Origin of the sequence: Umezawaea sp. (genome assembly GCF_036375055.1) — a bacterium.
In the GTDB taxonomy this organism is placed as follows: domain Bacteria; phylum Actinomycetota; class Actinomycetes; order Mycobacteriales; family Pseudonocardiaceae; genus Umezawaea.
In genome coordinates, this window is record NZ_DASUSQ010000085.1 from 1 (window position 1) to 16913 (window position 16913).

Here is a 16913-nt window from a genome sequence, read left to right on the forward strand (position 1 = left end):
CGCGAGGAACTCCGGATCGCGATCGTGACCTGGATCGAGCGCACCTACCACCGTCGCAGGCGCCAGGCCGCTCTCGGCAGGTTGACCCCCATCGAATACGAAGTAATCATGGCCACGCCAGCCAGTCAGGCTGCGTGACTATCACTGTCACCTACTCGTGCAGCAGACCCGTTGGTCACCCGAGGCCGGTCGGTTACTTGGGTCCGGTTGGTCACCCGAGCCCGGTCGGATACTTGAGCCCGGTCGGTCATCTGAGCCCGGTCGGGTGGCTGGGCTCTGGGGGTGACCTGGCTCCAGCAGTTGTCTGGTTGCGTGCGTCTTCCGGAGTCTGGGTGCCTTCGGACCCTGGTGGGTCTCGCTGTTGGTGATCCTCCTGGCATCGCCGCCGGCTCTCGTGGGCCGCTCGTCTCCCTGGTGGGGCAGCCGGGACGAGCCACCTGCCGTCGGCGCCGCTGCCACAGTCCCGATCTACCAACCCAGCGCCGCGCGGTCAGGCCTGCGTGGGTCGTCCTGCCTCTGCTCCCCTGCCCGGCAGCAGGGCGCGTACCGCGTCGATCGTGTCCGCTTCCGCCGCGTCCTTGTCCGGTCTGTACCTGAGCACCCGTGCGAAGCGGAGAGCCAGGCCGCCTGGGTAGCGAGGGCTTACCTGGGCGCCGTCCAGTTCTATCTCGATCACCAACTGCGGGTTGACGACGACGCCCCACGGGTGGTTTTCGACGGCTATGTCGGCGAGGGCCTTGGTTTGCCAGGCCAGCAGTTCGTCGGTCATGCCCTTGAACGTCTTGCCGACCATGATCGGTGGGCCTCCGTCGGGGTCTCGGGCGCCCAGGTGGAGGTTCGAGAGTGTGCCGGAGCGGCGGCCGCTGCCCCATTCGACTCCCAGCACCACCAGGTCGAGGGTGTGGACCGGTTTCACCTTCTGCCAGGCGCTGCCCCTGCGGCCTGCGGCGTAGACGGAGGCCAGGGACTTGACCATGACGCCCTCGTGGCCCGCCGCGAGGGCGGCGTCGACGACGGCGGCCGCCTCGTCGGGTGACGGTTCCTGGACGCCGGGGATCACGTGGGCCCCGGCGACCGTGCGCAGCGCGGCCAAGCGCTCGCGCAGCGGGACGTCGAGGAGGTCCTGGCCGTCCAGGTGCAGGCAGTCGAAGAAGAACGGGGACAGGAGGAGTTCTCGGACGTCCTGGGCGCCGAAGCGGCTCATGGTCTCCTGGAACGGCCGTGGCTTGCCCTCGTCGGTGAGGGCCAGGGTCTCGCCGTCCAGGACGACCGAGGTGCACGGCAGGCCGCGGACGAGGTCCACCAGTTCCGGCACGGTCGAGGTGATCTCGCGCAGGGTGCGGGTGAAGATCCGCACCTCCGAGCCCGACCGGTGCACCTGGATGCGGGCACCGTCCAGCTTGTGCTCGACCACGACACCGCCCAGCTCCGCCATGGCCTCGGGCAGCGAGGCGGCGGGTGAGGCGAGCATCGGGCGGACCGGTCTGCCGACCTCCAGCGCGACGGCGGCCAGTTCCGCCTCGCCGCCGCGCAGGGCGGCCACCGCCGTGTCGGGCAGTGAGCCGGACAGCATGAACGCCCTCCGCACCACGGCCGCGGGCACGTCGGCCGCGGACGCGATGGCGTCCAGCATCACGCCCTCCAGCGCCCCCTGCCTCAGCTCACCGGTCAGCAGGCGGCGCAGGAAGTTCTGCTCCGCCGCCGTGGCGCGGCCGAAGAGGGCGGCCAGGAGCTCCGCGCGACGGCCCGCGGAGCCCTTGCCGCTGACCGACCCGTAGACGCCCAGCGCCTCGTCGACCTCCACCACCGTCAGCGACTCGCTCGCCGCCGGTGGCACGGCCAGCTCGCCCACCGTTCTCCAGCCGACACCGATGCGGCCCTGGCTGGGCACGCCGATGAGGAACGACACCACCGCCGGGGTGTCGAGCCGTTTCAGCAGCGCCGCCAGCGCGGCGACCTTGGCCAGCCGGGACCGCGTCGCGGCCACGGCCTCGGATGTCTCGACCAGCTCGGAGAACAGCACGGGGTCCATGGTGCACCCGTGCACCGACAAAAACCGGTCAGCGGAGTTCGCGGACCGCCTCGCGCAACCGATCGGGCGACAACGACGCGTAGCCGAGCACCAGACCCGGCCACATCGGTGTCCGGGAGTAACGGGCCAGCGCCATCACGTTCACCCCGCGGTGGGCGGCGCGGTCCTGGACCGCCAGGTCGTCGGTGCCCGGCGGGAGGCGGACGACCACGTGCAGACCCGCCGCGACGCCCACGGGTTCCCACGACGGCAGCTCCTCGGCGAGCGCGTCGAGCAGCGCGTCGCGGCGCTTCCGGTACAGGGCGCGGGTTCGGCGGAGGTGGCGGTCGTAGCCGCCGGTGCGCAGCAGGTGCGCGAACGCGGCCTGGTGGACGACGTCACTGCCCATGTCCTCGTACCGCTTGCGCGCGATCACCTTCTCCCGCAACGGTTCCGGCACCACCATCCACCCGAGCCGCAGGCCGGGGGCGAGCACCTTGCTCGCGCTGCCCTGGTAGACGACGCGGTTCGGGTCCAGGGCTTGCAGCGCGCCGACGGCGGGCCGGTCGTAGCGGTGCTCGGCGTCGTAGTCGTCCTCGATGACCAGGCCGTCGACGTTCCGCGCCCACCGGATCAGCGCGTGCCTGCGCGCGGGGTGCAGCACGACGCCCAGCGGGAACTGGTGCGCGGCGGTCACGTGCACGGCGCGCGTACCGGTGGCGGCCAGCTGGTCCACGCGGATGCCGCGGTCGTCCACGGGCACGGCGACGACCTCCAGCCCGTGGGAGCGCAGCATCTCCAGCACGCCGGAGTGGCAGGGGTGCTCGACGGCGATGCTCGTGTGCCCGTCCGCGACCAGCGTGCGCGCGAAGAGCGCCAACCCCTGCGCGGAGCCGTTGGTGAACACCACGGCGTCCGGTTCGGACACCACGGCGCGCACGCGGCCCAGGTAGTCGGACAGCTCGGCGCGCAGCGCGGGGTGGCCCGCGGCGGGCGGGTAGCCCAGCTCCTCGTCGGACAGCCCGGCCAGCCCGGCGCGGTAGGCGGCGATCCACTCGGCGCGCGGGAACGCGCTCAGCGCGGGCACCCTGGGGTGCAGGTCGTAGCGCCAGCGCGGCGGCGCTTCCGGCTGCGGCGCGCTGGCGGACGGCCAGCCGCCCGCGGCGGTCACGGTGGTGCCGGAGCCGCGCTTCGCCGACAGGTAGCCCTCGCCGACGAGCTGCGCGTACGCGGCCGTGACGGTGCCCCTGGCGACGTCGAGCTGCTGGGCCAGGTCGCGGCTGGACGGCAGGCGGGTGCCGGTCGTGAGCCTGCCGTCGCGGATGGCGCGCCGGAGTTCGGTCTCGACGGCCCGACGCCGCCCGGTCAACGCGGGGAGCAGCAGTTCCCGATAAGTGGACCAGTTGCCGGCCATGGAAGTGGAGCTTAAACCTGTGCCACCTGGGAGGCACGCTGTCCGGCATGACCAGTCGACTCGCGGTCGCCTCAGGGGCGTCCGCCGCCATCATCGTCGGGGCTTCGGTGCCGGTCACCGGCATGCTCCAGGACTACCCGCTGCTCACCGGCCAGGCCATGCGCTACACGCTGAGCGGGCTCGTGCTGCTCGCGTGGACGTTCGCCCGCGGTCAGCGCCCGGTCCCGCCGAAGCTCGGCGACGTGCCCGCGCTGCTGGCCCTCGTGGTGTTCGGGATGCTGGGTTTCACCGCCGCGCTGCTGCACGCGCAGCGCTACGCCGAGCCCGGCTTCGTGGCCGCGATGCTCGGCGGGACGCCGGTGGTGCTGGCCCTGGCGAGCCGGAAGCGGTCCGCGGTGACGGTCGTGGGCGCGGGGATCGTGGCGCTCGGCGTGGTCGTGCTGTCCGGCGGCGGCGCGTGGCACGGGCCCGGCCTGCTGCTCGCCGCGCTCGCGCTGGCGGGGGAGGCCGCGTTCACGCTGTGCGCCGTCGGCGTGGTGCGCAGGCTGGGCGGGGTGTCCGTGGCGACGTGGTGCTGCCTGGTCGCCGGGGCCGTCGGCGCGGTGCTCGGCACGGTCGCCGGCGGCTGGCGGGTGCCGACGCCGCGGGAGGGGCTCGCCCTGGTCGCGCTGGCCGTCGTGCTGACGGCGGTCGCGTTCGGGCTCTGGTACTTCGCCGTCGGCAGGCTCGGCGCCGACCGGGCCGGAGTCCTCATCGGACTGACGCCGATCTCCGGCCTCGTCGTGTCGGTCGCGTTGGGAGCGCAGGAGTTCGACGTGCTCGGCCTGGTGGGCGCGGCGGTCGTCGCGGTCGGGTGCGTCGTCGGCCTGTCGTCCAGCGGGGCGCGACCGCGCGCGGGCACGGTGGGACAACCCGTGCCCGCGCCGTGAGTCAGCGCCCGCCGCGGGCCATGTGCAGCACGTCGAGGGCGGCGTCGAGCTGCTCCTCGGTCAGCTTCCCCGGCACGTGGCCGCGGTCCAGCACGACCTCGCGGATCGTCCTGCGCTCCTTGAGGGACTGCTTCGCGATGGACGCGGCCTCCTCGTAGCCGAGGTAGCGGTTGAGCGGCGTCACGATCGACGGCGACGACTCGGCCAGCTCGCGCAGCCGCTCCACCTGCGGCTCGGTGCCCGCGAGGACCTTGTCCGCCAGCAGCCGGGCGACGGCGGCGAGCAGGCGGGCGGATTCGAGGACGTTGCGGGCGATGACCGGCAGCATCACGTTGAGCTGGAAGTTGCCCTGGCTGCCCGCGAACGCCACCGTCGCGTCGTTCCCGATGACCTGCGCGACGACCATCATGGTCGCCTCGGAGATCACCGGGTTGACCTTGCCGGGCATGATCGACGATCCGGGCTGGAGGTCCGGCAGCGCCAGCTCGCCGAGCCCGGTGCGGGGACCGGAGCCGAGCCAGCGCAGGTCGTTCGCGATCTTGAACAGGGCCACGGCGGTGGTCCTGAGCTGGCCGGAGATCTCCACGACGCCGTCCTGCGTGGCCTGGGCCTCGAAGTGGTCGCGCGCCTCCGTCAACGGCAGGCCGGTCACGGCGGCGAGTTCGGCCGACACCGCGGCGCCGAAGCCCTCCGGCGCGTTCAGGCCGCTGCCCACGGCCGTGCCGCCGATCGGCAGCTCCGCGAGCCGCGGCACCGACGACGTGAGCCGGTCCACGCCGTAGCGGACCTGCGCCGCCCACGCCCCGACCTCCTGGCCGAGCGTGATCGGCACCGCGTCCATCAGGTGCGTGCGACCGGACTTCACCAGGTCGGCCCACTCCGCCGACCGGCCTTCGAGGGTCGTCGCGAGGTGCTCCAGCGCCGGGAGCACGTCGCGGACCACGGCCTCCGTCGCGGCCACCCGCAGCGTCGTCGGGAACGTGTCGTTGGACGACTGCGACGCGTTGACGTGGTCGTTCGGGTGCACGTCGCGGCCCAGGTTCCGGGTGGCCAGGGTCGCGATCACCTCGTTCGCGTTCATGTTCGACGACGTGCCGGACCCGGTCTGGAACACGTCCACCGGGAAGTGCGCGTCGTGCACGCCCTCGGCGACCTCGTCCGCGGCGTCCGCGATGGCCCCCGCCACGTCGGGCGGCAGCACGCCGAGCCGCTCGTTCACCCTCGCGGCGGCCGCCTTGAGCAGCCCCATCGCCCTGATCTGCGACCGTTCCAGCCCGCGCCCCGAGATCGGGAAGTTCTCCACCGCCCGCTGGGTCTGCGCCCGCCACAACGCGTCGACCGGCACCCTGACCTCGCCCATGGTGTCGTGCTCGACGCGGTACCCCTGTTCACCCATGCTCCCCAGTTTGTCCCCGTAGGGGGATCTGGGCACGGTGGCGTTGAGCACCTAAGGTCGAATCCCTGCACTGCCACCCACCACTGGCAGAGGGGTACCACCCATGGATGTCGACTTGTTGATCGTGGGCGCCGGTCCCACGGGGCTGTTCGCGGCCTACTACGCGGGGTTCCGGGACCTGTCCGTCGCACTGGTCGACGCGCTGCCCGAAGCGGGCGGCCAGGTCACCGCGATGTACCCGGAGAAGATGATCTTCGACGTCGCCGGCTTCCCCGCGGTCCGCGGCCGAGACCTCGTCAACGCGCTGGTCGAGCAGGCCGCGCAGTGGAAACCGACGTACCTGCTCGGCCGCCAGGCCCGAACCATGTCCACTGTGGACTCGCGGCTGCACGTCGGGCTGGCCGACGGGACCGTCGTCACCGCGGGCGCGGTGCTGATCACCGCGGGCATGGGCGAGTTCCGCCCCCGCCCGCTGCCCGCGGGCGACGACTGGCTCGGGCGCGGGATGGTGCACTTCGTGCCGTCGCTGGCCGCGCACGCCGCCCAGCACGTCGTGATCGTCGGCGGCGGCGACTCGGCGTTCGACTGGGCGCTCGCGCTGCACCCGATCGCCGCCAGCGTCACGCTGGTGCACCGCAGGGCGAACTTCCGCGCGCACCCGCCGACCGTGCGGGCGGTGCGGGAGCTGGGCGTGGAGATCATCACCGACGCCGAGGTGACGGAGCTGCGCGGTGCGCCGGAGCTGGCCGAGGTGGAGGTCAAGGTCAAGTCCGGCGACGTGAAGGTGCTGCCCGCGCAGGCCGTCGTGGCGGCGCTGGGCTTCACGGCCGACCTCGGGCCCATCGAGTCGTGGGGGCTGGAGCTGGACCACCGGGCGGTGTCGGTCGACACGACGATGCGGACCCGGCGCGAGCTGGTGTACGCGGCGGGCGACGTGGCGGCGTATCCGGGGAAGGTGAAGCTGATCGCCACCGGGTTCGGCGAGGCCGCGACCGCGGTGAACAACATCGCGGTCGCGCTGAACCCGGCGGCGCACCTGTTCCCGGGGCATTCGAGCAACGAGGGCTAGGGCCGCGGCAGGGCCGGGAAGACGAGTTCGGCCACCTGGCGGGCCCGGTCGCACGTGCCGTCGTCGGCTTCGCCGGTGACGCTGATCGCCTGGACGGCGGCCGACTCGGGGCCGCTGTTCAGGTGGACCGTGCAGAACAGGCTGATCTTGTTCACGGTCGCCCGCCTGCCCGCGACGGTCTCCTCGTCGCCGACGACGGCCTGCTTCAGGTCGAACTTGAGCGCGACGTCGCCGTGCAGGCAGTTGTGGCCGGTGGCGCTGGGCTTCTTCTGCCTGCCCGCGCCGATGACCGCCTCGACCTCGGGGGTCGAGAGGAGCGCGCACGGGTCGAGCCTGCCGAAGGAGTTGTCGGCGAACTGGCGGCGGCCGACCTTGTTCTCGTTGATGACGCCGAGCGCGGACTCCACGGCCTCCATCGCCTTCGCGCAGTTCGCGTCGGCGTCGGACTCGCCCGTGACCATGAAGCTCAGCCGGATGTCGTCGCTGAAGGTGAGCAGCCTGGTGCAGGACTGCTGGGCGTTGAACGTGGAACCCTGCACCCGCATCCCGTCCGGCAGCGCCGAACCGTGGTACTCGACCGGGTGGAGGTCCTTGTTCTCACCGGATTCGACGGGACCGACGGCCATGATCCTCACGCCGTCCACGACCCGGCAGCGCTCGAACGCCGGGTCACCGGTCCCGCCGACGATGCTGCAGTAGTCGATCGTCTTCAGGTCGCCCAGCGCGTCGGTCGCCGTCAGCGGGCCTTCGCGGGTGGACGACGTGCACGCGGTCAGCGCCAGGGCGGCGCACAGGAGCGTGGCGGAGGTTCGTTTCGACACGGGGGAGTGCATACCACGGCGGGTCAGCGCAGGAGCGCGACGGTGCGGTCCAGCGTCGCGGCCCACGTGCCGCGGAACTGGGGGACGTGGCGCTCCTGGACGATCCACGTCGTGAGTTGCAGGCGGCGCAGCAGGATCAGGTCGTCGAGGGCTTCCTCGTGCTCCAGCGGGCTGACCGCGCGGTAGCCCTCCAGGAGCGGGGCGCGCAGGGTCGGGTCGTCGAGCTCGCTGATGGTGGCGGCCAGGTCGTAGAGGTGGTGGCCGTAACCGCAGTCGTCGAAGTCGATGGCGCGGACCTCTCCGCGGTGGAACAGGAAGTTCTCCTGGTGCAGGTCCGCGTGGATCAGGCCGTGGGCGGCGTTGCCGAGGTCGGCCAGGGTGGTCGTGATGCGGGTGATGGCCCGCTCGAAGAGGACGCCCGCCTCGGGGGAGTGCAGGTCCGCCGCCAGTTGGGCGGTGTGGTCGGGCAGGGTGTCCACGCGGTTGCGCGCCAACGGCGGCATGGTCTTGCCGTGCCGCTGGAGGTGGGCGGTGAACTCGCCGACCTTGCGGACGTCGGTGGCGCTGAGCGACTTGCCGTGGAACCTGCCCTCGACCCACCGGTAGAGGACGCAGGTGCGCCTGCCGGGGACGTCCGGGGTGGTCGCGGTCGTCACGTGCTCGCCGGTGCGGGTCGGGACCGGTACCGGGACGCCGAGGGTGGTGTCCGCCGCCAGCGCGGTCAGCCAGGTGGTCTCCGCCTCGGCGAACTCGGGTGTCGTGGTGCGGAGGCGGAGCACGTGGTCGTGGTCGACGCGGAAGTTGGTGTTCCAGCCGTTCGGCAACAGGGTGAGCGTCGTCGCCGGGACGTCGTACTCGGCCAGGGCCAGACGGGCCAACCGCTTGAGGCGGCGGGTCCGGCCCGCCTGGTCGAGGACGGCGAAGGCCACCGGTCGGTGCCCGCGCGCCACGTGGTCGTCCAGGGGAACTCCTCGGCAGCGGTGCGATCGGCCTTCCGATTGTCCCCCGTCCGCGGCCTCGGTGAGCGGGGAACGACGTGGTCGGGCGGGCCGCCCTCGCGGACGGCCCGCCCGTGCCGGTCCGGTCGAGCGCTACGGCACGACCTGGACCTGCTCACCGATCAGCAGGTTGTCGAAGAAGACGACGGCCGCCTCGTTCGACAGGTGGACGCAGCCGTGCGACGGGTCGGTCAGGCTGCCCTCGTGGAAGGCGATGCCGTCCGACGTGAAGTACGTCGAGTACGGCATCGGCGCGTTGTAGGGGATGCTCCAGTCGTTCCGCACCTTGCGCAGAACGGGGAACGTGCCGGTCGGCGTCTCGTAGCCGGGCTTGCCGTGCGTGACGGGGACCGGGCCGTAGCTGACGGAACCGTGGTAGACGAGCCAGGCTTCGTTGGTGGACAGTCGTAGACAAGCACCCTCTGCGATGGAGCAGGGGGAGTCGGAAGCTGCCGCCTGCGCGGGGATCGCGGAGCCGACAACCATGGCCAGTGCTGCGATTGCTGTGCCGAGAACCTTCATCTCGAATCACCCCTCATCCCGTTGGGTACCCACGGGGTGGATCATCCAACCACCCGGTTCGGGGCGCCCGTCGAGGATGTGGTAGGGCGGTGGTGATCAGGGGGCGACCTGGACCTGCTGTCCTGACTGGAGGAAGTCGAAGTACGTCGCGGCCGCTTCCTGGGACAGGTGGACGCAGCCGTGCGACGGATCGGTGAGGCTGCCCTCGTGGAAGGCGATGCCGTAGCTGGTGAAGTACACCGAGTACGGCATGGGCGCGTTGTTGTACGGGCGGCTGACCTCGTGCCGGACCTTGTGCAGCACCGGGAAGTAGCCGGTGGGCGTCTCGTAGCCGGGACGGCCCGACGTGATCGGGACGGGGCCGTAGGTCACCGCGCCGTTGCTGATGAGCCACGTCTGCTGCGTGGACAGCTCGACGCAGGCGCCGTTGGTGATGTCGCACGGCGTGCCCGCGACCTGGACGGGCGGGGGCGGCGGCGCGGGCTGCGGGGGCGGAGGGGCCTCCGACGACGTGGACGGCGCGGGCGGCGGGACCTCGGTGGAGGACGGGGGAGCGCCGGGTTCGGACGACGCCGGAGCGGAGGCCGAGACCTCGGAGGGCGGTGCCGCCGCCTCGGTCCGCTCACCGGAAGCGCACCCGGCGGTGACGAGCAACGCCGTTGCCAGTACGAGAAGAACGCGCATCTCCGGACCCCCTGATCGTCGTGTCAGGAGGTGAGACGCCTGCCACCCGATCATGGTTGCCCGCGGGCGGTAACGAATGGGGGACGCCTAGGCGACGACTTGGACCGCCGCTCCCGGCTGGAGGAAGTCGAAGAAGGTCGCCGCCGCCTCCTCGGCCAGGTGCACGCAGCCGTGCGACGACGCCGGGGCGAGGTCCCCCTGGTGGAAGGCGATGCCGTCGTCGCGGAAGTACACGGTGTACGGCATGGGGGTGTTGCCGAACGCCAGGCTCACGTCGTGGCGGACCTTGTGCAGCACCTGGAAGTCACCGGTCGGCGTCTCGTAGCCCGCCATGCCGAACGCGGACGGCACCGGGCCGTAGGCGATGGCGCCACCGGAGATCAGCCAACTCTCCGACGTGGACAGGCGCACGCACGCGCCGTCGGTGATGGTGCACGGGTTGAGCGGCACCCGCGGCGGAGCCGGCTGCGGCGGGGGAGCCGCCTCCGTGGTCGTCGTCGTGCTCGTGGTGACCGCGGACGGTGCGAAGGGGGCCTGCTGGCCGCACGCCGAGGCCAGCAAAGCCGTTGCCAGTACGAGAAGAACGCGCATCCACCACTCCTGGTTAGCTCTGTGGTGGGAAGACGAGTGGCCCACGACAGAGGTTGACCGCCTCCGGGTATCCCCGAAGGCGGTCAACCATGCGCGTCAGGCCGAAGTGCTAGACGGCACCCGCGTACCCGCTGATCCAGGAGCGGAACACGGGGACGTCGACGTAGATCGACGGAGCGGTCGCGCACGTGGCACCGCCGCCGCTGCGGCTGGTGGCGCCGATGAGCTCCCACACGCCGCCGACGGACTTGATCTCCGGGCCGCCCGAGTCGCCGTAGCAGGCGCCCTTGTTGCCACCGGTGTTGTTCGTGCAGATCTCGGTGGACGCGCTGATGCCCGAGCACCGGCTGTCAGCCACGATCGACGTGTCGAGCTGCTGGAGCGTGACCGGAGCCGCGCCGCAGCCACCCGACGACGGACAGGTCTGGCCCCAGCCGATGATGCGGGTGGCCGTGCCGACCGCACCCGACGAGGTCGAGATCTTGGCGGGCGTCTGGGTGACCGACGTCGACAGCTGGACGAGCGCCAGGTCGGCGCTCGGGTGCAGGACGATCCGGCTCGCGGAGGCCAGGGTGCCGCCGCTGGTCCGGTTGGTCGTGCCGATGCGTGCGCGCGTCGAGGCCGGGGTGCGGCCCTGGACGCAGTGCTTGGCCGTGACGACCCAGTTGGCCTTGATCAGCGAACCGCCGCAGAAGTGACCGCCCGAGGTGCTCTGCAGGGACACCATGAACGAGTACACCTGGGTGGCGTTGCCGCCGCCGACGATCATCGGCGTGACGCCGTCGGTCTCGGGTTGAGCTGTCGCGGCGCCCATGGAGGCGAAAGCCATGCCCAGAGCCACGGCTACCGCGGTGAACAGGGAACGTGCCCTCATCGTTTCCGTTCCTTCCCGTCTCCGGCGCAGGGGTTGCCGGGGACGAAACGGAAACTAGGGACATGTCTCACGTGGTCACCACCCCCACACGGCCTGTGATTGCCCCTTAACTGTTCACAACCCGTTCGATGACAACGGTGTCAGAACAGGCCGTTGTCGTGCGGGAGCGAGGCCGGGACGGGTGCGACGACGTCCCAGTGCTCGACGATCCTGCCGTCGGCGACGCGGAACAGGTCCCAGTAGGCGACCGGCTCGCCGAACTCGCCCTCCGACTGGAGCAGCACGAGGTCGCCCTCGGCCACGACCCGGTGCACCGCCTTGTAGCGCAGGTCCTTCCCCTGCTCGGCCCACTTCGCCGCTGCGGCGCCGAAACCGGCGAGGCCGTCGCCCGCCTCCGGGTTGTGCTGGTCGTAGCGCTCGGTGGAGATGTAGTCGGTGAGCACGGAGTAGTCGGCGTCCACGAGGACCCGCTGCGCGAACTCGGTGACGAGGGCGCGGTTGCGCTCGGTCCGGTCGAGGTCGGAAGGCGCGGTCGGGCCGTCGGTCTGGGAACGCCCGCTCACGGTCGCCGCGACCACGGGGGTCAGGCCGTCCCAGTGCTCGGCCAGCTTGCCGTCCTCGACGCGGAAGAGGTCGAACGCGACCAGCGGGACGGGGCCGAAGCCGTGGTAGGTGCCGTGCAGGGCCACCAGGTCGCCGTCGGCGATCACCCGTGCGCCCTCGTAGCGGAAGTCGGCGGGGAGGGAGGCGACCAGTGCGCGCAGCGCCTCGGGACCGTCGGCGGCGAGCGAGCTGTGCTGCCGGTAGGTCGGGGAGACCCAGCGGTCCACCGCGGTGGGGTCCTTGTCGCCGAACAGCGCGCCCGCCGCCTGGAGAACCAGTTCCTTGTTGCTCACGAGAGGTGTCCGTTCCGTCGAGGGCGGCGGACCCGGTGCCCGCTCGCCGCCCCACGAGAATCGTCCGAACCGGGCGTGACCACGAGGTAGGATCCCGTCCCACCATGGTCGAAAGTGGACAGGTCGCCGAGTTCGGCTTCAGCAACCCCGACCTGCCGCGGCTCGGCGTCGAGGTGGTCGACTTCGCGGCTCTCGTGGCCAGGTTGCCCGCTCAAACGCTGGTCACCGTGCACCGAGCGGACTTCCACCAGCTGTTCCTGGTGACCGGCGGGTCGGGTACCGCGATGGTCGATTTCGTCGACCGCCCGTGCTCGGCGGGCACGCTCCTGCACGTGGCGCCCGGCCGGGTGCTGCGGCTGCCGTCGGCCGGTCTGGACGCGACGGTGGTGCTGTTCACCGAGGAGTTCCCGCCCCGGCTCGACGGGGCGGGCGCACTGCTCGGGTCGTTCGGGCCCGCCACCCGGACCGTGCCGCTCGACGAGCTGACCGCGGCGGTGGACGAGCTGGCCGTCGAGTACCGCCGAGCCGTTCGGGAGCCGGAGGCCGTCACCGTCGACCTGCTTCGGCACCTGCTCGCGGCCGTGCTGCTGCGCGTCGCCCGGCTGGCCCCGGCCGACGGACCCGGCCACAGCGCGACCTTCCAGCGGTTCCGGCACGAGCTGGAGCGGTCGTTCGCCGAGACGCGCAACGCGGCCGACTACGCCGCCCGCGTCGGGTACTCGTTGCGCAGCCTCAACCGCGTCTGCCAGACCGCGACCGGCCGCACCGCCAAGGCGCTCGTCGACGCGCGCGTCGCGTTGGAGGCCAAGCGGTTGCTGGCGCACACCGACCTGCCGGTGGCGGCGGTCGGCCACCGGCTCGGCTTCACCGAGCCGACCAACTTCGGCAAGTTCTTCACCCGCGAGACGGGGACCACCCCCGGCGCTTTCCGCGCCGCGGAACGGACCTGGACGCGTCCCGGCGGTTGACCGTTGGACGCGGCGATCGCCCGGCTGCGGTCGAAGGTCGGCGAAGCGGTGGTCCCGGTCGTCGTCGGCGACGCGGCCACCGCCACCGCGCCGGGCGAGCACGCCCTCGTCCACCCGGTCCGCGACACGGTCTCCTAGGGGAGCGGCGGGATCAGCTGCCCGGCCTCCGCCTCGGCCAGGCGGTCGAAGTCGACCGACGAGTACTCGCGCAGCTTCGTCAGCCGGTGGAAGCCGTCGATCATCCGCACGGTGCCGGACTTCGAGCGCATCACGATGGACTGCGTGGTGCAGCCGCCGGAGCGGTAGTGCACACCGCGCAGCAGGTCGCCGCTCGTGACGCCGGTGGCGCAGAAGAAGACGTTGTCGCCGCGCACGAGTTCCCGCGTCGTCAGCACGCGGTCCAGGTCGTGGCCCGCGTCGATCGCCTTCTGGCGCTCCTCGTCGTCCTTGGGCCACAGCTTCGCCTGGATCTCGCCGCCGATGCACTTCAGCGCGGCCGCCGCGATGATGCCCTCCGGCGTGCCGCCGATGCCGACGAGCAGGTCCACGCCGGTGTCCGGGCGGGCCGCGGAGATCGCGCCCGCCACGTCGCCGTCGGAGATGAAGTGGATGCGGGCACCGGCTTCGCGGACCTCGTGCACCAGGTGCTCGTGGCGCGGGCGGTCGAGGATGCAGACCGTCACGTCGGTCACGTCGATGTGCTTCGCCTTGGCCACGCGGCGGATGTTCTCGGCGATGGGGGCGGTGATGTCGATGACGTCCGCCGCCTCCGGGCCCACGGCGAGCTTCTCCATGTAGAAGACGGCCGACGGGTCGAACATCGCGCCGCGCTCGGCCACCGCCAGCACGGCCAGGGCGTTCGGCATGCCCTTCGCCATCAGCGTGGTGCCGTCGATCGGGTCCACGGCCACGTCGCAGTCCGGGCCGTCGCCGTTGCCGACCTCCTCGCCGTTGTAGAGCATGGGCGCTTCGTCCTTCTCGCCCTCGCCGATCACGACGACGCCGCGCATCGAGACGGTGTGGATCAGCTTGCGCATGGCGTCCACGGCCGCGCCGTCGCCGCCGTTCTTGTCGCCCCGGCCGACCCACCTGCCCGCGGCCATGGCGGCGGCCTCGGTGACCCGGACCAATTCCAGCGCCAGGTTGCGGTCAGGCGCTTCGCGGCGGCGTTCGGAAGGGTTCGAGCTCACCATTGTGCTCCTCCTGGGATGATCGGCCGGTAGACCAATCCTCGCACGGAGCACCCCGTGACCAGGGTCCCAATGTCAGCCCTCGACGTCCTCCTCGACGACCGCCAGCGCGGCGTCGATGCGTTCCTTGGCGCCGTCCAGGTGCCTCTCGCACGTCTTCGCCAGGGCCTCGCCGCGTTCCCACAGCGCGATGGAGTCCTCCAGCGACAGGCCGCCCGCTTCGAGCTTGCGGACCACCTCCACCAGCTCGTCTCGCGCGGCCTCGTAGCCGAGTGCGGTCTCGGTGGAACTCACTGGGCCACACTCCCCAATCTGCTCTGCACGTGCGCCACGACCGTGGCGACGGCTTGGTCGTACCCGACGAACGCCTCCGCGAACTCGGCGCCGTCGCCGTCCCGCACCGCGTCGTCGATGCGCCCCTCGGCCGCGACGACGCGCCTGCGGTGCACCGAGCCGTGGCTCAGCCACCAGCGGGTGCCCGCGTACTGCGAGGTCGCCAGGGACAGGTGGTGCAGTTCGTTGATCAACGTCTGGCGACCGGACGTGCACCCCGCGACGAGCGCGGTCCAGCAGTCCGCCGCGGCGGCGTTGGCCGTCCTCGCGCGGTGCTGGACGGCCTGCGCGCTGTCACGGGCCAGCGGGTCGGCTGTGTCGTCCGCCGCCGACCCGGCCGCGGCCATCGTCAACGGGAGGAACGTGGGTTCACGCGCCGGGTTGGGCACCACTGCCTCCGTCCTCGCTCACGACCGCGTGCACGGCCCCGTCCGCCACGCGCACGCGCAGCCGCGTCCCGGCCGGGGCCTCGTCGATCGACCTCAGCACGCCGTCGACACCGTCGGGTGTGACGCGTTGCACTACCGCGTATCCGCGCGCAAGCGTGGCTGCCGGTCCGAGGGTCGTCAAGCGCGCTCTTGTGGAGGCGAGACCGTTCTGCTCGGTCGACAGTCGGGCGAGCACCGCGCGGCGGCCCCGTTCCCGGAGTCGGTCGATGTCCTCCCGGCGCCGCTCCAGCGGGCCGTGCGGGTCGGAAAGCGCAGGTCGGGAGCGCAGCGACCGGAGCAGCTCGCGCTCGCGGCCCACCCAGCCGTGCAACGCCCGGCGGGCGCGGTCTCGCATTTGGCGTACGCGCTCTGCTTCTTCCGCCACATCCGGAACCACCCGTTTGCCCGCATCGGTGGGCGTGGAGCAGCGGACGTCCGCGACGTGGTCGACGAGCGGGCTGTCCGGTTCGTGCCCGATCGCCGACATGACGGGCGTGCGGCACGACGCCACGGCCCGGCACAGCGCCTCGTCGGAGAACGGCAGCAGGTCCTCGACGCTGCCGCCGCCGCGGGCGAGCACGATCACGTCCACCTCGGCGTCACGGTCCAAAGTGGACAGCGCTGTGAGGATCTGCGGGACGGCGGTCGCGCCCTGCACGGCGACGTTGACGACCCGGAACCTCGCGCCCGGCCAACGGTTGCGCGCGTTCGTCAGCACGTCCCGCTCGGCCGCCGACGCCCGCCCGGTGATCAGTCCGATCTTGTTGGGCAGGAACGGCGGCCTGCGTTTGCGCCGCGGGTCGAACAACCCCTCGGCGTTCAGCAGCTTCCGCAGCCGCTCGATCCGCGCCAGCAGCTCGCCGATGCCGACCGCGCGGATCTCGTCCACCCGCAGGCTCAGCGTGCCGCGACCGGCGAAGAACGTCGGCTTCCCGTGCACCACGACGCGGCTGCCGTCGGTCAGCGGCGGCTCCATGCCGCGCACCAGCCCGATCGGACTCGTCAGCGACATCGACATGTCCACCGACGGGTCGCGCAGCGTCAGGAACGCCGTCGAGGTGCCGGGTCGCGCCGACACCTGTGTGATCTGCCCCTCCACCCACACCGCGCCGAGCCGGTTGATCCACTCGGTGATCTTGCGCGCGACCGTCCGAACGGGCCACGGCTGCTCCGGCGTGGACGGGGCGTCCGACGACGTCACGACTGCGCGCGCACGGTGGCGATCCGCCGGTTCAACATGCCGGTGAACTGCGGCCGGTCGTCGTGCGCCCGCTCGTAGGCCAGCAGCTCCTCCAGGTCCTCGACGGACAGCACCCGCAGCCGGGCCCGCAGCTGCGGCAGCGTCAGGTCGTCGTAGACGGGCAGCGCGGCGGGCGGCTCGGCCGCTATCGCGCGCTCCTCCTCGGTCCACGGGTCGTCGTCACCGCTGTCCGGTGTGTCCTCCGGCGGGTCGACCGGTGCGCTCCGGGGTGTGTTCGACGCCACCACCGGGGGACTCTCGTCCTCGTCGAACGTCGCCCATTCGGGTTCATCTTCCGGAGGGCGCATCCCGGACAGCACGTCGTCACCCTTGATCGCGAGCTCGGTGACCTGTTGTTGGAGGCGCATGGAGAGTTGCAGCGCCTCGCTCACGACCGTCACGGGCAGGCCCGCGAGCTGCTGCGGGAGCAAACGGGCCCGCTCGACGGCGGTGACCGCGAGGCCTGCCGCGATGCGGACCGGCAGCGGCAATGGCTTCATGGGTCCAGCTTCCCGCACTTGGGTGCCCGGTGCCTACCTCCAGCACGCG

Annotated in this window: 19 protein-coding genes and 1 pseudogene; 5 read left to right on the forward strand and 15 right to left on the reverse strand. The window is 72.0% G+C overall.

Annotation, left to right across the window (positions count from 1 at the left end; translation table 11 throughout):
- Nucleotides 1–138, forward strand: a pseudogene (locus VFZ92_RS23900) (IS3 family transposase); the annotation flags it as partial.
- A gap of 352 nt (nt 139–490) precedes the next feature.
- On the opposite strand, the gene VFZ92_RS23905 reads toward VFZ92_RS23900, so the two are convergent.
- A complete protein-coding gene (locus tag VFZ92_RS23905; protein ID WP_330878292.1) occupies nt 491–2023 on the reverse strand; it encodes an ATP-dependent DNA ligase in 1533 nt (510 codons plus the stop codon).
- A 37-nt stretch (nt 2024–2060) separates the two neighbouring features.
- Nucleotides 2061–3425: a PLP-dependent aminotransferase family protein gene (locus VFZ92_RS23910; protein ID WP_330878252.1), complete on the reverse strand. Its 1365-nt coding sequence runs from the start codon at nt 3423–3425 to the stop codon at nt 2061–2063.
- 47 nt (nt 3426–3472) lie between these two features.
- Between VFZ92_RS23910 and VFZ92_RS23915 the strand changes: the two genes are divergently transcribed.
- On the forward strand, nt 3473–4354 hold the full coding sequence (locus tag VFZ92_RS23915; RefSeq protein ID WP_330878253.1) for a DMT family transporter: 882 nt from the start codon (nt 3473–3475) through the stop codon (nt 4352–4354).
- A gap of 1 nt (nt 4355) precedes the next feature.
- Here the strand turns inward: VFZ92_RS23915 and VFZ92_RS23920 are convergent, their stop codons facing one another.
- The gene (locus VFZ92_RS23920) at nt 4356–5750 is read right to left on the reverse strand and encodes a class II fumarate hydratase (RefSeq protein ID WP_330878254.1); all 1395 of its coding nucleotides are present in this window, start codon (nt 5748–5750) and stop codon (nt 4356–4358) included.
- A 103-nt stretch (nt 5751–5853) separates the two neighbouring features.
- Between VFZ92_RS23920 and VFZ92_RS23925 the strand changes: the two genes are divergently transcribed.
- A complete protein-coding gene (locus tag VFZ92_RS23925; RefSeq protein ID WP_330878255.1) occupies nt 5854–6819 on the forward strand; it encodes an NAD(P)/FAD-dependent oxidoreductase in 966 nt (321 codons plus the stop codon).
- Here the strand turns inward: VFZ92_RS23925 and VFZ92_RS23930 are convergent.
- The 7 genes from VFZ92_RS23930 to VFZ92_RS23960 all read right to left on the reverse strand — a co-directional run bounded on the left by VFZ92_RS23930 (nt 6816) and on the right by VFZ92_RS23960 (nt 12205).
- The gene (locus VFZ92_RS23930) at nt 6816–7640 is read right to left on the reverse strand and encodes a hypothetical protein (protein ID WP_330878256.1); all 825 of its coding nucleotides are present in this window, start codon (nt 7638–7640) and stop codon (nt 6816–6818) included. The genes VFZ92_RS23925 and VFZ92_RS23930 overlap by 4 nt on opposite strands.
- A gap of 23 nt (nt 7641–7663) precedes the next feature.
- Nucleotides 7664–8590: a phosphotransferase enzyme family protein gene (locus VFZ92_RS23935; RefSeq protein ID WP_330878257.1), complete on the reverse strand. Its 927-nt coding sequence runs from the start codon at nt 8588–8590 to the stop codon at nt 7664–7666.
- Between the two features lie 141 nt (nt 8591–8731).
- Nucleotides 8732–9160, reverse strand: a complete 429-nt coding sequence (locus VFZ92_RS23940) for a L,D-transpeptidase (protein ID WP_330878258.1) — start codon at nt 9158–9160, stop codon at nt 8732–8734.
- 96 nt (nt 9161–9256) lie between these two features.
- A complete protein-coding gene (locus VFZ92_RS23945; RefSeq protein WP_330878259.1) occupies nt 9257–9844 on the reverse strand; it encodes a L,D-transpeptidase in 588 nt (195 codons plus the stop codon).
- Between the two features lie 87 nt (nt 9845–9931).
- A complete protein-coding gene (locus VFZ92_RS23950) occupies nt 9932–10435 on the reverse strand; it encodes a L,D-transpeptidase (protein WP_330878260.1) in 504 nt (167 codons plus the stop codon).
- A 109-nt stretch (nt 10436–10544) separates the two neighbouring features.
- A complete protein-coding gene (locus VFZ92_RS23955) occupies nt 10545–11309 on the reverse strand; it encodes a serine protease (protein ID WP_330878261.1) in 765 nt (254 codons plus the stop codon).
- 140 nt (nt 11310–11449) lie between these two features.
- Nucleotides 11450–12205, reverse strand: coding sequence for a nuclear transport factor 2 family protein (locus VFZ92_RS23960; protein WP_330878262.1), 756 nt, complete (start codon nt 12203–12205; stop codon nt 11450–11452).
- A gap of 104 nt (nt 12206–12309) precedes the next feature.
- On the opposite strand from VFZ92_RS23960, the gene VFZ92_RS23965 reads away from it, so the two are divergent.
- Complete coding sequence (locus VFZ92_RS23965) at nt 12310–13173, forward strand: AraC family transcriptional regulator (protein WP_330878263.1); 864 nt, start codon at nt 12310–12312, stop codon at nt 13171–13173.
- 3 nt (nt 13174–13176) lie between these two features.
- Nucleotides 13177–13311 carry a hypothetical protein gene (locus VFZ92_RS23970; protein WP_330878264.1) on the forward strand — a complete coding sequence of 45 codons (135 nt, stop codon included), beginning with the start codon at nt 13177–13179 and terminating at the stop codon, nt 13309–13311.
- Here VFZ92_RS23970 and glpX read toward each other — a convergent pair.
- From glpX to VFZ92_RS23995, 5 genes are all read right to left on the reverse strand, one after another.
- Nucleotides 13308–14366 (reverse strand): class II fructose-bisphosphatase, encoded by a 1059-nt coding sequence (glpX, locus tag VFZ92_RS23975; protein WP_330878265.1) that lies wholly within the window; start codon nt 14364–14366, stop codon nt 13308–13310. The two genes, VFZ92_RS23970 and glpX, sit on opposite strands and share 4 nt — an antisense overlap.
- A gap of 72 nt (nt 14367–14438) precedes the next feature.
- Nucleotides 14439–14657, reverse strand: a complete 219-nt coding sequence (locus VFZ92_RS23980) for an exodeoxyribonuclease VII small subunit (RefSeq protein WP_330878266.1) — start codon at nt 14655–14657, stop codon at nt 14439–14441.
- Nucleotides 14654–15085 (reverse strand): sugar ABC transporter substrate-binding protein, encoded by a 432-nt coding sequence (locus tag VFZ92_RS23985; RefSeq protein ID WP_330878267.1) that lies wholly within the window; start codon nt 15083–15085, stop codon nt 14654–14656. The genes VFZ92_RS23980 and VFZ92_RS23985 overlap by 4 nt, the downstream gene beginning before the upstream one ends.
- Entirely contained in the window at nt 15066–16325 is a 1260-nt protein-coding gene (xseA, locus tag VFZ92_RS23990; RefSeq protein WP_330878268.1) for an exodeoxyribonuclease VII large subunit, read from the reverse strand. Before xseA ends, VFZ92_RS23985 begins: the two co-directional genes overlap by 20 nt.
- Nucleotides 16322–16864: a lipid droplet-associated protein gene (locus VFZ92_RS23995; protein WP_330878269.1), complete on the reverse strand. Its 543-nt coding sequence runs from the start codon at nt 16862–16864 to the stop codon at nt 16322–16324. Before VFZ92_RS23995 ends, xseA begins: the two co-directional genes overlap by 4 nt.
- Between the last annotated feature and the right edge of the window lie 49 nt (nt 16865–16913).